The following is a 13838-nucleotide window of genomic DNA, read 5'->3' on the forward strand; positions in this document are numbered from 1 at the left end:
TTTTTGTGTGATTCATAATAGTTTTTGTTAAAGGGGATTTAGGTATGGTAAAACCGCTGATGTTCATGCGTTGGTGTGAGTATTACGGGTTAAGTGACCGTGAGACAGATTTTATATCTTTTTTTATGATGAATTTCTCGGCTGCCCGATCAGGCAATCATCCGAAACTTAGAGAACAATTTGTTGAGATTCAGAGGAAAACCTTCCCTGAGTACCCGTTTGACATTACCCCGGAGGAACTGGATTACTCCAAATTTGAAGGACTGATGAAGCAGGTGCTGAACATTCATTTTGACACAGCCGAGCTGCTATATTCCTTTTACCTCCAAAAGCTATGTGCCCCTTTGGCAGAATACATTTTATCCACTGGAGAATCAGAACCTGCACGTATCTATTATGAGCTAATTCAAAAGGATAAGGTACGGTAGGGGAGATGGGTGTGAATCAACAAGAGTTTCTGAATAGATTGAAGAAGAATGATGAAAATATTGAAAAACTGTTGCGTCTGAAGATTCCCGTTTCATAAACGGGGTCGTGATCGCCGCCGGTGGCGACTGGACGGTATTAATTTCCCATGAGGAATGGTTTAGCAGGCTCCGTGTTTACTCACCATTCTTTTCTTATTTTGAGATGATAAAAGCTACATAAAGCAATATGACTTTTAAGTATTCGTAAAAGCATTGGAAGGCAATGAAGGTTCCATTTCTACCCAGTATATTCCTTTCTATGAATAGATAACCTATCGAAGTTTGTCCAGTTTCAATGAAAGGCGGTGACATAGCTAGAACAACTTTGCGGCAAAATTCATGTTCTACTATATGGTTATATGGTAATCTATGTATATGGACCTTCCGTCCAACAAATGGTTCGATATGCAGGTTTGGTCGGTAGAACGTATAGCAGAGCTGTACTATTACACATTTGTCAACAAGAAGCCGGTAACGGTACTACCTTGATGCAAACGGCAAACCCATCATGTGCAATGTGAATACGACTGTTGCAATACTTGAAGATCCAGGCCAATTCTGGATTTCGGACGGAGAGGAGAGTGTAGTCAACCGGATACTTGGAGCTTCGACTGGCGAAATTCAAGCGTGTATCAACAAAAACGAGTGGACGAACTACAATGTGGCAGATGAATACTCCTAAGATCCTACAAAAAATTAATTTGCAGATTAGAGTAAGGTGACGCTGTACCAGAACGATCAACCCGTTTGGGGTCAGGAGCTTTAAAGCCTGACGGAGCGGCACTCGTATGGGTGCCGCTCTTTTCAAATTTAAAGGAGGAAGGCGGCATGAAGGCGAAAAATAGTAGTGGTATTTTGTCCAAACGTTCCAAATGGCTGCCTGTCGTCATGGCATGCACGATTATAGTAGGGGGGACTCTACCGGCTACAACTGTAGTTCACGGTCAAACGGCAAAGACCGTTACCATTAAAGTCGATACATCCAAGGATCGTAAGCCTATTAGCCCTTATATATACGGTACGAATGAGGATTTGGCAGGCGATGAAAATCTGGCTGCCAGACGACTTGGTGGCAATCGAATGACCGGATACAACTGGGAAAACAATATGTCCAATGCAGGAAGCGATTGGCTGCAATCCAGCGGTGACTATTTATGCAACAAAGGCGGTCTGACAAAAGCCGAATGTGAAAAGCCGGGGGCGGTGACGACTTCGTTTCATGATCAATCGCTGAAGCTTGGCACTTATTCTTTAGTTACGCTGCCGATGGCCGGTTATGTGGCCAAGGATGGAAACGGAAGTGTGCAGGAAAGCGAAAAGGCTCCTTCCGCTCGTTGGAATCAGGTCGTAAACGCCAAAAATGCGCCGTTTCAACTGCAGCCTGATCTGAATGACAATCAGGTTTATGCAGATGAATTCGTCAACTTTTTAGTGAAAAAGTACGGCGCTGCTTCAACAAAGACGGGTGTGAAAGGATATGCGCTCGACAATGAACCAGCTCTCTGGTCGAATACGCATCCGCGTATTCATGGTGAAAAAGTCGGAGCGAAAGAGTTGGTAGATCGGTCGGTAAGTTTATCCAAGGCAGTCAAAGCGGTTGACGCGAGCGCGGAAATTTTTGGGCCAGTTCTTTACGGTTTTGGCGCCTATAAAGATCTTCAAACTGCACCTGATTGGAAGTCTGTAAAAGGCAACTACAGTTGGTTCGTGGACTATTACCTGGATCAAATGCGCCTCAGTTCGCAAGCCGAAGGCAAGAGATTGCTGGATGTTTTCGATGTGCACTGGTATCCTGAAGCGATGGGCGGAGGAATACGAATTACGAATGAGGTAGGCAATGACGAAACGAAGAAAGCCAGAATGCAGGCGCCTCGTACTTTGTGGGATCCGACCTACAAGGAAGATAGCTGGATCGCTCAATGGAACAGCGAATTCTTGCCTTTACTGCCTCGATTGAAACAGTCGGTGGACAAGTATTACCCGGGAACCAAGCTGGCTTTGACCGAGTATAGCTACGGGGGCGAAAATGATATTTCCGGCGGTATAGCTATGACCGATGTGCTGGGCATCTTGGGCAAAAACGATGTTTATATGGCAAACTACTGGAAGTTAAAGGATGATGCCAACAACTACGTTAGTGCCGCTTACAAGCTTTACCGCAATTATGACGGAAAAAGCTCTACCTTCGGCGATATCAGCGTTAATGCACAAACATCAGATATTGTTAATAGCTCGGTGCATGCTTCCGTAACGGATGCATCCTACAAAGAACTGCACCTCGTTGTCATGAATAAAAGCATGGACAGCGCATTCGACGCCCAATTTAATCTTTCCGGCGAGACGACTTACGGTTCCGGTAAAGTATGGGGCTTTGACAAAAATAGCTCGGAAATTAAGGAAGCAGCGCCAATTACGCAAATTTCAGGCAACCGCTTTACCTATACAGTACCGCCTTTGACGGCTTATCACATCGTGTTGACTGCCGGCAATGATACACCTGTGGAAAATCCTAAAAGCTTCACGCTAAACGCAGCGGGCGAAACGGCGAAAGTAAAACTGAGCTGGACAACATCGGCGAATGCGGTAAGCTATGAAGTGAAGCGTTCGACGGCTGAAAACGGCGCGTTCGCCACAGTAGCGAGCGATGTATACGGAAGCAGCTACACCGACACAGCCGTAACGGCAGACACGACGTACTACTACCAAGTCGTAGCGAAGAGCGATGCAGGACAAACGGTGTCGAACACGGCTAGCGCAGCGCCGAAAGCGGATGCTCAGCAGCCGCCAAAGGGACTGGTGCTCCAGTATCGCGCAGGGGATACCAGTGTGAACGACAATCAATTTAAGCCGTATTTCCAAATTTTAAACAAAGGTACAACCTCCGTACCGATCAACGAGTTGAAAATTCGCTACTACTACACGATCGACGGCGACCGCGCGCAGACATTCAACTGCGACTATGCGACGCTGAGCAGCTCGAAGGTGAACGGCAAGCTGGTTAAAATGGATAAAGCTGTAACAGGGGCTGATTATTATTTGGAAGTCAGCTTCAACTCGAATGCAGGCGTGTTAGCACCTGGAGGAAGCACGGGCCAAATTCAAACCCGTATGAATAAAACAGACTGGTCGGACTATAACGAAAGTGACGATTACTCGTATAAAGGCACGCAAACTTCATTTGCTGATCATACGAAAGCTACGTTGTATCATAATGGCGTACTTGTTTGGGGAGCCGAACCGACAGCTAATTAAGACAAGCGTCCGTTATACGGCAACATGTGAATCAATCGATGATTTGCGCCGATGGGGAGAGCCAGCACTGCGGGGTTCACTAGCTGATCAAACGGCTATGAATGGCACACTCAAGTTTGGATTACGGGAGATACTGCCATTTTTAAATTAAATAAGTACCATCGCTGAAATGAGCAGGGGGATTTAGTATCCCACCTGTTCATTTTTTTTGTACACCCCCTCCAGTTCGACTGGGGGGTTCAGGAAAGCTTATAGCTATGAGTAGTCATCCTTTGAACTCAGGTGATAAGATGAGAGTCGGTCTGCCAACCGCTCAAACTTACCAGAGAGGACAAAGGATGGACAAGAGCAGTTTGGCACATACGAAGTGGAACCATTAATTATCATAGCTATTTGCTCGGAAGTATAGAAGACAAGTAATCTACGGGAAATTGAAACTAGAGATAGGAAAAAAACAGGGAACGATGCGAGCGAAAAGGAGTAAATGTTAGAAGATACGGAAAATATAATTCTTCAAGTTAAAGAGGGGGATTGGAATGAAACATACACCAACGATCCGCTCGAAGATAGAGACAGAATTGAAGCAAAGGGGCTATACATTTAGCAGCTTCAGTAAAATATCTGGAATTAACCGTGGTACATTCAGTACCATGCTGAATAGTAACCCACCTAAGCCGATCTCGGTTCGGCAGATGGACTTGATTACCCAAGCACTGGGATATCCTGATGACTGGCTGTATGAGTTATACATAGATGAATGCTTTTACGAAGGAAAAGGGCACTGGAAACGGATTAAGCCCTTTTTATTGCGTTGTGTGGAGTTGGAGAGGCAAGACTGTATTCAAAAAGTATTGTGGAGACTGTCAGAGGACTTGTCCTATGTACCGACGATATTTGAGCTTGGAGAAGAGTTATATTCCGAAGGCAGAGAAAAGGAAGCTATCCCTTTTTATGAATGTGTAATCGAAAATGAAAAATATCGTCATTCGGAGCGGTTGGCCATAAGCCAATACAAAAGGTTTAAAGCTTATACAATGTCTGACTTGGAAAAGAGTCTTGAGTTAGTATTGGAATTTACTCCTTATCGTAATTTGCTTCCTGAGCATTATCAGTTGGAGGCGATTTATAAGGTGACAAATATATATTTTCACTTACACAAATGGGATGAGGTAGAGAAGTACGGTTACGAATTAAAGAAATTGGCTAATGTAATCTATATGGATCAGCAAATAAGGAAGGAAAAAAGAAGAGCATATAATTGGTCACGTGCAGAAAGGCACTTGGTATTTTACTACGGTTACGGATTCCTTTCTGTCTCAACAGCTTTGCAAAAGAAAGAATTTATTAAGGAGGCAAGGGCAGAGCTTGAGGGCTATGCAGATTTAAGCTGGTTTAAAGGGCTTGATTTAGAAGGTGAAGCAGATGTAGAGCAATTCCGTTTGTGGGCTAAAGCCAACTCTTATACTTTAGATTTACTATTAGGTAATAGGGATATCCTTCCTGAGTATTTAACTTTCCTCGAAAATCACCCTGAAGAGATAAGCTCTGGGCTTATAACCATACTAGAAGCTGCCAATAAGCATAATTTTGATGTAGACTCTATTATTGATAAATATTCTGAACAAATAAAGAGATTACAGGAATCTGATGATGTTAAACAATTGACCTATTATTATTGTTACATGTACCAGCTTGCCATTTACCATTACAGACGTGGGAGAATATTAAAAGGACAAAAGGATACTCTCAATTATCTTTCATTATCCAAGCGAAGAAATTGGTTTAAGCCACCAGTTTCTATGGAGATTCTTCAAGATAATATGCAATTAGACTAGGCCAATCTTAAGGGATTGGTCTTTTTATTGATTATTTTGTAAAAAAAGAAATGATATGTTTAAAAATATCCTTCTCAAAAGACATCAGAAATATAATGGAATTAATTAGAAGAAAGGAGGTGGGGAAATGAAAAGGTTAATATCTTGTTGATGTCTATAATTGCTTGGAAGTTCAATGTTTGATTAGTAAAGTAGCAATAGCTTGAGAATAACAGGAAACGTAGTCACAGACATAAAGCAAGGCATTTAGTAGCTTGGAAACTTTTAAAGAAAACTATTAAAGAGGAGAAATGACAAATGAAAAAAGCCATCTTAGCACTATCAATTTCAGCGTTAGCGTTATCTTTGGGGGGAGTAGCTTCAGCTTCACCAGTAAGTTCAACGGCATCAGCTGTAACCCCAGCGACAGTTACAGTAACTTTTGAACCTGCCAACGGAGAAAAAGCACCCATTACAAAGCAGGATAGTCCCACACTTCGTTTAGGCATAGGTAGCACATATGAAATGGAAGGTTCTAACTGGATGATTTTGTACGGAAGTGATGTTGTCGAACTTCATGATTATAAAGCTAAGATGATTGGCTACGGTACAGCTCAGGTTGAAGCTTTTAAATCTAATGGAGCCAAACTTGGAGTTTATACTTTTAAGGTTAGAAGATAGTATTTGTATGCAGTGGAGGAGGTGAAGTACGCTTCACTTCCTTCACTTATTTATTTTTATGGATTAATTGGGTAAGTAATTTCTAAATCAGGGAAATACTCTTTTTTTGGATTTCCATCTTTCCCTAGTTCGAATTTGCTCTTATCATCCTTTTTTAAGATATCTTTATAAACCTTTATAGTAATTTCTTTGGGGAGAGAGATGAAAGGTTCAAATCGTGAATCATTTATCAGAACGTTGCCATCAGTAGCACTCCAACCATTGTTGCTAATTAAATTTAGTTGCTTTCCTTTATCATCGTAAATTTCATAACTCAACCACAAAGCAAGTGACGAAGAAATTTTTGAATTAGCAGGTAGCTTTATGCGAGTTGTGATGCTAGTTGTAATCGGTGTGAGCTCAACTTTTTCTAGGGTATAGTCAATGTTTTTATACTCTCGCTTAAGGGATGGTGTAAAAACTAAGTTATTCTTAGTATTCTTTTCCACAGGAATTTCTATTTTAAATGGCTGCTTAATGCCGGAGACAGACATGGAAATTGTTAAATCAAACTTATCTGGAAAAGATTTTCCTCCTTGATTACGTAAATCTGAAAATTGTATAATGGTTGAATTCGAATTTTTTCCAGGTATCGTATATGAGTCAATGGAGTTGCTGGTGTTTTTAGGTGCATAAGAAGAATTAATTTCTTCGCCATTAATGGAAAATATTAAATCATCAAGTAACAAGGGTAATTCGGTGTTTAAAAATCTTTTGTCAGTGGTTTGTCGTTCTAAGGCAATTGATACACGTGTTCCATCAAACATGACTTCCGGTACGCTGAGAGTCAGGCCATCGTGAGTGTCACTAAGATTTGGTTTTGATAACAGCCCTTTTTCGTCCGCTGTTTGTAACCCAAGGTCACCAGCTAGCTGGAATATAGAATTCATACCTGGAACTTGTTTTAAGGATGAAGCCATTGTCGGGGAAATGAATCCAGTACTAACGACAAGTGTAAACGCCATTACAAGTGCAGCGGAAGTTCCGAAAAAGGTATTGCGAACTCTTTTTGAACGAAAGCTAGAGCGATTATAGCGCCTTGTTTTTAGTTTACTATAGCGTTCCATAGTTCTATCAATTAAATCCACTTGTAATGGAGTATTCCGAATAAGCTTTTGTAAGTGCTCGATTTCTTTATCTTCCGGGTTTAAATGAGTGCTCAATTTGTTTTCCTCCCTTTTCATTGTAGTTAATTAGCCTTTTACGGAGTCGCTCATATCTTTTTCGGATCGTGGATGATTTCAGTCCCATTATTGTAGCAATCTCTTCGTAGTTGTAGTCCTCAAGTGAACGTAATAATAAAATTTGACGATCTTTTAATGTTAGCTGGTCCAGTAACTCGTGAATTAAATTTGTATATTCGTGTATTGGTTGTTGCTTTAGGTTCAATTTGTACTGAATGAAGGATTTGAATTTTCTAGCGTTTCTTTTTAATAAGTCATTACAGTGATTTTGAGCAATTTTGTAAAGCCAAGCTGAAAAAGAAACTGTAGGTACGAACTGATGGATGTACTCAAGCCCTTTGATGAATATTTCTTGAGCTGCATCTTCCGCTTCTTCCTGATTTTTAAGTAAATAGTAGCAATATAAAAAGATCTGTTGTTGATAACGCCGTATGATATGTGTGTATGCTTGTTTGTCGCCCGCTTGGACCTGTTCTATGACAAGATTGATATCTATGTCTCGATTATTTGCATGTAGTTTTTCCATTAACGTCCCTCCTTTCTGCCTATATAACTGAAAAAGGTATGCGTTTGTGACATTCAAATAAAAAAACTTGAAGCTTGCTTTTATGCTCTCTTTATGTACGACATTCAACTTTTCAATTATCACGGGATTCATTAAAAAAAGACTTCTTTTAAAGGCATCATAAATTAAAGTAGAGATATTGACCATATATTTCACTATTTTCGCTATTTTGTATTGAAATGAATTTCCTATAGAATGGAGTTTTATATATAAAGTACTACTGATGATATGTCTAAAACTTATTGAGGAGGATTGGCATGGAGCACACACCTACGATCCGCTCGAAAATAGAGACAGAATTGAAGCAAAGAGGCTATAGCTTTAGCAGTTTCAGTAAGATATCCGGTATTAATCGCGGTACCTTCAGTGCAATGCTGAACAGCAACCCACCCAAGCCAATCTCCGTTCGGCAGATGGACCTGATAACCAAGGCATTGGGATATCCCGAGGGCTGGCTCTATGAGATGTACATAGATGAATGTTTTTACGAGGGAAAAGGGCACTGGAAACGGATCAAGCCTTTTTTATTGCGTTGTGTAGAGTTAGGGAGGAAAGACTATATTCAAAGGGTATTGTCGAGATTAACAGAGGACTTGTCCTATGTGTCGACGATATTTGAACTTGCAGAAGAGCTACATAAAAGAGGCAAGGAAAAGGAGTCTGTCCCCTTTTACGAGTGTGTAGTAGAGAATGAAAGGTATTACCACTCGGAACGATTGTCCATTAGTCAATACAGATTGTTTCGAATACAATTAAGTTCTAACGCAGAGGAGAATTTAAAGCTAACTATTCAATTCTCTCCATTTCTATATCGTTTGCCTGAGGCTTATCAGTTGGACGCTCTTTTACAAATGGCTAATATTTATTCTTCTTTACATAAATGGAGTCAAACCATTTTTTATAGTGAGAAATTGCTAGAACTTGCAACGCGTATATATGAATATAGAATAGCTCAAGATAATAAAAATCATGATGATTTTGAGTCATATTCTAGCGAACGGCCATTAGTAGTATATTATGGGCAAGCATTATTAATGCAAGCTTTCTCATTACAGAAGCAAGAGTTGTATCATGAGGCTAAAAAAAATGTTTCTAGATATGCGGATTTAAGTTGGTTCAAAGGTTTGGATGAGGTTGGCCAAAGAGAAGTTGAAAAATTAAAAATGTATGCAACAGCTAATGGATATGTACTGGACTTATTAATGGGGGATAAAAGCAATTTAGGGAAATATATTTTGTTACTGGAGGAGAATGAGAAAGAGATATTGCCGGGGGTTCTTACATTATTAGAAGTGGCTAATAAACATTTTTTTAACATAGACTATATATTAAAGCATTTTAGTGATTACATTCAAAAGTTTACTGAGAATGAGGATGCTTTGTATATGGATGATTATTGCAATTTTAATTTACAACTTTCTATGTATCAATTTAATTTCAAAAATCATACTGAGGGAATAAACACAATTCTTAAAAATTTAAAACTAGCAACGTTAGTAAATAATTCAATTGTATTTGCACAATCTATTATATTGTTTGAGAAGTATAGGGGGGTTTGCTACAAAGGAGCAACATACTGAATTTACAATCCATAAAGAGAAATTTGCAAAGGATTTTAATTTCGCATTCTAGTTAATAGTCAACAATCGATTTATTTAATAGTATTGAAATGAGGTGTTAATATGAAACATACACCTACGATCCGCTCGAAGATAGAAACAGAATTGAAGCAAAGAGGCTATAGCTTTAGCAGTTTCAGTAAGATATCCGGTATTAATCGCGGTACCTTCAGTGCAATGCTGAACAGCAACCCACCCAAGCCAATCTCCGTTCGGCAGATGGACCTGATAACCAAGGCATTGGGATATCCCGAGGGCTGGCTCTATGAGATGTACATAGATGAATGTTTTTACGAGGGAAAAGGGCACTGGAAACGGATCAAGCCTTTTTTATTGCGTTGTGTAGAGTTAGGGAGGAAAGACTATATTCAAAGGGTATTGTCGAGATTAACAGAGGACTTGTCCTATGTGTCGACGATATTTGAACTTGCAGAAGAGTTGCACGAAGTAGGTAAGAAAAAGGAATCTATCCCCTTTTACGAGTGTGTAATAGAGAACGAAAGATATTACCACTCGGAGCGGTTGGCCATAAGTCAATACAGATTGTTTTGTTCCTCGTTAGGAGATGACTTGGAGAAAAATCGTGAATCAGCTATAGTATTTGCTGAATTTCGCAAGAATTTGCCTGAAAACCATCAACTGGATGCGCTGTTAAAGCTGGCAAATACTTATTTGAAACTTCAGAAATTTGAAATGGTTATATTCTATGCTGAAGAATTGAAAATATTAGCTACAAACATTTATAAGCAGTATCCTTGCAAAAAAGTTAATAATTATAAGATTAAGGATCTGGATACGGAAAGGCATCTAATCGTTTACTTAGGTCAAGCATATCTATTGCAGGGAAGTGCTCTAGAAAGGCAAGGCTTATATGAACAGGCTTTAGAAACCATTCCTTATTACTCTAATTTGACGCACTTGGTAGCTCTTGATAAGTTAGGAACAATGGAAGCACAAAAATTTCAATTATGGGCGAAAGCCAACCTTTTACACATACAAATTCTAATGGGAGAACAAGTTAGTATTCCCTCCTATGTTGAGCTAATTAGAAATAATCCGCCAGAAATTTTACATGGTCTGTTAACTATTGTGAAATCGGCTAACACATTCAATTATTCAATAGATGATATTTTAATCATGTTTTCTGATCAGATTGATGGATTTAGAGAATTAAGTGGAAATATTTCTTACTATCCTTTGGATTTTAATATGTTGAACTATTCTCGTTTTTTTCTTGAGCTTAGTCGATACTATTTTAATAAAAGGAGCTATACCGAGGCAATAGACAGTATGCTGATTAGTTTAAAAGCATCCTCACAGTTAAATGATAAGACTTACTATATCAAGTCCATCACGCTATTGTTTGAGAAATATAAGGATCATTCGACCGAAGAACAACGGACAGAATATGAAAAAGTGATAAAAGCAGTGGAAAATAACATCAATCAAATGACTTCTTAGAGCATAAAAAGGGCTATGTTTCTCTACCTAGAGTAGAAGATCACATAGCTCTTTTAATTTTTACGTACATATTAAACGAGTGAAAATTAAAATTCCTCATGTGCATCAGGTGTATCAGAGTTATTCTCTAGCAGCTCACTCTCTGAAGAGGTAAAAAGTTCCTTTAGTATGCGATAAGCTTTGTTTTGTTCTGCTTCACTCTGCTGGGAAAGAATATGAATACATCCCCATATCCAGGGCTGACTTTTGAACTCTTCATGTGGATTGAAGTCAAAAAATGCAAACACGTTTGTGTCCAACGCTTCGGCTATTTTCTCCAATGTTTTTATTTGTACATTGACCTCGCCCCGCTCTAACTTTCCGATATAGGAACCTGTTGAATCAGATGCTTCTGCAAGCTGTTCTTGTGTTATACCAAGCAATTTTCGAAATTGGCGGATTTTCGCTCCTATGAGTTTCGTTGTTTCCATCGACATCCACACTCCTATAGTATGAGTGTAGACAAAGGTAGATCAGGCGTGGAGGTAATTGAATTGCCTAAATAATTGAACATTAAGTCCCTGTGAGAACTTTTTTATAACATTAAATTCCATAATCTATTGAAACAGTGTAGAAAAAGGGGTTGACCATCATCCAATATATTCATATAATTTCTAGTATATTGTAATTGATTGTCGAGGAGGGTGATTTTTTAAAATCATCTGAATACGCCGGGAGGTGTCTTTATTGGAGAATGCAACCACGATTCGTTCGGAAATTGAGAAAGAATTAAAGCTTGGTGGCTACACGTTTAATAGTTTTGGACAAGCTACGGGACTTAATCGGGGCGTATTTAGTGCTATGCTTAATGGTAATCCGCCCAAACCAATCTCTGTGAGACAAATGGACTTGATTACTAAAGCGCTTAATTATCCAGAAGACTGGTTGTACGACCTGTATGTGGATGAATGTTTTTATGATGGAAGACCACATTGGAAAAGAGTTAAGCCATTCTTGATACGTTGTGTTGAAGTTGGCAACCTACGGTGCGTTGAAAAGGTGCTCTCCCGATTAATGGAGGATCTTACTCATATCCCTACAATTTTTGCTTTGGCAGAGGAACTTTATGATGAAGGGAAATTGCAAGAGGCAATTCCTTTCTATGAATGTGTTATTGAAAATGAGAAATACCAACATTCCGAGAGGTTGGCTATCAGTCACTATAGAATTTTTTCAATTTCTGTTAGTCGAAATATGGAAATAAATTTGGAAGCTGCACTAAGATTCGTACCTTTTAGGAATCGGGTACCCTTAGATTATCATTTAGATGGTCTGCTTAAACTGTCAAATCTTTATTTCAACTTGCATCAATGGAAAGAAGCAGAGCGTTATGCAGATGAATTAAGAGCTCTTGCAACTATTGTTTGTAAGAGCAGAGAAACTAATAAAAAGAATGTTACATTGAAAACAGAGAGACATTTAGTCGTCTATTATGGTCAAGGTTACTTGACGAAGGGAAATGCATTGGAAAAACAAGAGAAATATGAGGAAGCCATGAAGTATATTTCTGGCTATGCCGATTTAAGTTGGTTTAAAGATTTAGGGGAAATTGGTCAGCAAGAAGTGCAAAGGTTTACTCTTTGGGCTAATGCTAATCAACTTAACTTGAAGATTCTTATGGGTGATGTAAGCAGTTTGCCGATGTATATTCAATTCCTGAAGAATAACCCACCCGAGATTTTGCTAGGTTTATTAACGATAGTGGAGTCGGCTAACAAGCATGGTTTTTTAATTGAGCATATTCTCCAACAGTTTTCTCATGAATTGACCTCATTTAATAATGAATTATCTATGGAAACCAGCTACTATAAACAGTCGTTTAGTTACGACACATATGCTGATTTGTGTTACCAACTGGCTATATATATGTTTAATAACCTTTCCCATGAAAAAGGTATTTATTATGTTTTAAAAAGCTTGAGAAAATGTTTTGAAATCAGCAACAAAGATAAATTTATGGTTTGCACAGCATTATTCGAAAGATTTAGAAACAAAGCGACAAAAGACCAAAAATTAGAGTATGAAAGTATCATGGAGGAGGTTTTAGTGAATGCGAGTAAAAAACCTTAAAAACATGCTAATTATAGGGCTTTTTGGCTTTTTAACATTCTCCCATAATATTATTGTTTTTGGACATGGTACTGGAGCTTAATAGTTATCGAAAAAGCCAATTCTTTGGATTGGCTTTTTTGATTCATTCCGTTAAAGGAATGAACTGGGTTTTATTATAATTTTAACCTCCGGGGAAGGTATCAGCCTGTAAAATAAATGTAAATACCACACCGAACAGGAGGTTTATTGATGTGAAATGGCAAGAATTGGAGGACTGCATCGAAGAAAAGCGGAAGGAATTAAACGATTTGGCGAATGAGGTGGGATTGAAGGATCGACGGGTATTACTCAAGTCCATGGAGTTGGATCGACTCCTTAATAAGTACAGCGATTGGAAATGCAGCTATCGTAGACATACCATAACTAATAGTTCACAGATGCAAGAGGAGCAACATGAGCTTGTCCTATCTTATTGATTTTCAAGCAACATGACAAGATATACCTAACTTCACCTTGGCTTCTAATACATAGTGGGGATATAGACTAAACAAAATAATCTCGATTGAATCTCGTACGCCGCATTTTTACACGTTGTTCGTACGGTTTATTGTTCTGCGTCACATCAGAGCGGAAGCCATATAACATGATGATATGTATCCCCAAAA

At 39.0% G+C, this 13838-nt stretch carries 13 protein-coding genes and 1 pseudogene; 11 read left to right on the top strand and 3 right to left on the bottom strand.

Annotated elements, in window-relative coordinates; genetic code table 11:
• Positions 1–44: 44 nt before the first annotated feature.
• From L693_RS0123455 to L693_RS0123475, 7 genes and pseudogenes are all read left to right on the top strand, one after another.
• Positions 45–428 (top strand): hypothetical protein, encoded by a 384-nt coding sequence (locus tag L693_RS0123455; protein WP_025720450.1) that lies wholly within the window; start codon positions 45–47, stop codon positions 426–428.
• 414 nt (positions 429–842) lie between these two features.
• A complete protein-coding gene (locus tag L693_RS32500) occupies positions 843–956 on the top strand; it encodes a glycoside hydrolase family 48 protein (protein WP_442950190.1) in 114 nt (37 codons plus the stop codon).
• A gap of 19 nt (positions 957–975) precedes the next feature.
• Positions 976–1149 (top strand): hypothetical protein, encoded by a 174-nt coding sequence (locus L693_RS30790; protein ID WP_197030040.1) that lies wholly within the window; start codon positions 976–978, stop codon positions 1147–1149.
• A gap of 146 nt (positions 1150–1295) precedes the next feature.
• Positions 1296–3719, top strand: coding sequence for a glycoside hydrolase family 44 protein (locus L693_RS0123465; protein WP_025720452.1), 2424 nt, complete (start codon positions 1296–1298; stop codon positions 3717–3719).
• Between the two features lie 338 nt (positions 3720–4057).
• Positions 4058–4208: pseudogene (locus tag L693_RS32505) on the top strand (transposase); the annotation flags it as partial.
• A 47-nt stretch (positions 4209–4255) separates the two neighbouring features.
• The gene (locus L693_RS0123470) at positions 4256–5554 is read left to right on the top strand and encodes a helix-turn-helix domain-containing protein (RefSeq protein ID WP_025720454.1); all 1299 of its coding nucleotides are present in this window, start codon (positions 4256–4258) and stop codon (positions 5552–5554) included.
• Between the two features lie 297 nt (positions 5555–5851).
• Positions 5852–6214 (top strand): hypothetical protein, encoded by a 363-nt coding sequence (locus L693_RS0123475; RefSeq protein ID WP_025720456.1) that lies wholly within the window; start codon positions 5852–5854, stop codon positions 6212–6214.
• A 56-nt stretch (positions 6215–6270) separates the two neighbouring features.
• On the opposite strand, the gene L693_RS0123480 is transcribed toward L693_RS0123475, so the two are convergent.
• Both L693_RS0123480 and L693_RS0123485 read right to left on the bottom strand, forming a co-directional pair.
• Positions 6271–7416 carry a DUF4179 domain-containing protein gene (locus tag L693_RS0123480; RefSeq protein WP_025720458.1) on the bottom strand — a complete coding sequence of 382 codons (1146 nt, stop codon included), beginning with the start codon at positions 7414–7416 and terminating at the stop codon, positions 6271–6273.
• The gene (locus L693_RS0123485; protein ID WP_025720460.1) at positions 7388–7963 is read right to left on the bottom strand and encodes an RNA polymerase sigma factor; all 576 of its coding nucleotides are present in this window, start codon (positions 7961–7963) and stop codon (positions 7388–7390) included. Before L693_RS0123485 ends, L693_RS0123480 begins: the two co-directional genes overlap by 29 nt.
• A 296-nt stretch (positions 7964–8259) precedes the next feature.
• On the opposite strand from L693_RS0123485, the gene L693_RS0123490 reads away from it, so the two are divergent.
• The gene (locus tag L693_RS0123490; RefSeq protein WP_025720462.1) at positions 8260–9582 is read left to right on the top strand and encodes a helix-turn-helix domain-containing protein; all 1323 of its coding nucleotides are present in this window, start codon (positions 8260–8262) and stop codon (positions 9580–9582) included.
• Between the two features lie 102 nt (positions 9583–9684).
• Positions 9685–11082 (top strand): helix-turn-helix domain-containing protein, encoded by a 1398-nt coding sequence (locus L693_RS0123495; protein WP_025720464.1) that lies wholly within the window; start codon positions 9685–9687, stop codon positions 11080–11082.
• An 86-nt stretch (positions 11083–11168) separates the two neighbouring features.
• Here L693_RS0123495 and L693_RS0123500 read toward each other — a convergent pair whose 3' ends face one another.
• Complete coding sequence (locus L693_RS0123500) at positions 11169–11552, bottom strand: helix-turn-helix domain-containing protein (protein ID WP_025720466.1); 384 nt, start codon at positions 11550–11552, stop codon at positions 11169–11171.
• A gap of 256 nt (positions 11553–11808) precedes the next feature.
• Here L693_RS0123500 and L693_RS0123505 point away from each other — a divergent pair, with 256 nt between their 5' ends.
• Both L693_RS0123505 and L693_RS0123515 read left to right on the top strand, forming a co-directional pair.
• Positions 11809–13191 (top strand): DNA-binding protein, encoded by a 1383-nt coding sequence (locus L693_RS0123505; RefSeq protein ID WP_025720468.1) that lies wholly within the window; start codon positions 11809–11811, stop codon positions 13189–13191.
• A gap of 233 nt (positions 13192–13424) precedes the next feature.
• Positions 13425–13649, top strand: coding sequence for an aspartyl-phosphate phosphatase Spo0E family protein (locus L693_RS0123515; protein ID WP_025720470.1), 225 nt, complete (start codon positions 13425–13427; stop codon positions 13647–13649).
• Positions 13650–13838: the final 189 nt, after the last annotated feature.

It is taken from the genome of Paenibacillus sp. 1-18 (genome assembly GCF_000520755.1).
GTDB classification, from domain to species: domain Bacteria; phylum Bacillota; class Bacilli; order Paenibacillales; family Paenibacillaceae; genus Paenibacillus; species Paenibacillus brasilensis.

Excerpts from the sequence above, each read along its gene's own strand:
- L693_RS32500 (WP_442950190.1), top strand. The coding sequence starts at position 843 with ATGGACCTTCCGTCCAACAAATGGTTCGATATGCAGGTTTGGTCGGTA.
- L693_RS0123465 (WP_025720452.1), top strand. The coding sequence starts at position 1,296 with ATGAAGGCGAAAAATAGTAGTGGTATTTTGTCCAAACGTTCCAAATGG.
- L693_RS0123500 (WP_025720466.1), bottom strand. The coding sequence starts at position 11,552 with ATGGAAACAACGAAACTCATAGGAGCGAAAATCCGCCAATTTCGAAAA.
- L693_RS0123485 (WP_025720460.1), bottom strand. The coding sequence starts at position 7,963 with ATGGAAAAACTACATGCAAATAATCGAGACATAGATATCAATCTTGTC.
- L693_RS0123455 (WP_025720450.1), top strand. The coding sequence starts at position 45 with ATGGTAAAACCGCTGATGTTCATGCGTTGGTGTGAGTATTACGGGTTA.
- L693_RS0123470 (WP_025720454.1), top strand. The coding sequence starts at position 4,256 with ATGAAACATACACCAACGATCCGCTCGAAGATAGAGACAGAATTGAAG.
- L693_RS0123490 (WP_025720462.1), top strand. The coding sequence starts at position 8,260 with ATGGAGCACACACCTACGATCCGCTCGAAAATAGAGACAGAATTGAAG.
- L693_RS0123475 (WP_025720456.1), top strand. The coding sequence starts at position 5,852 with ATGAAAAAAGCCATCTTAGCACTATCAATTTCAGCGTTAGCGTTATCT.
- L693_RS0123495 (WP_025720464.1), top strand. The coding sequence starts at position 9,685 with ATGAAACATACACCTACGATCCGCTCGAAGATAGAAACAGAATTGAAG.
- L693_RS30790 (WP_197030040.1), top strand. The coding sequence starts at position 976 with ATGTGCAATGTGAATACGACTGTTGCAATACTTGAAGATCCAGGCCAA.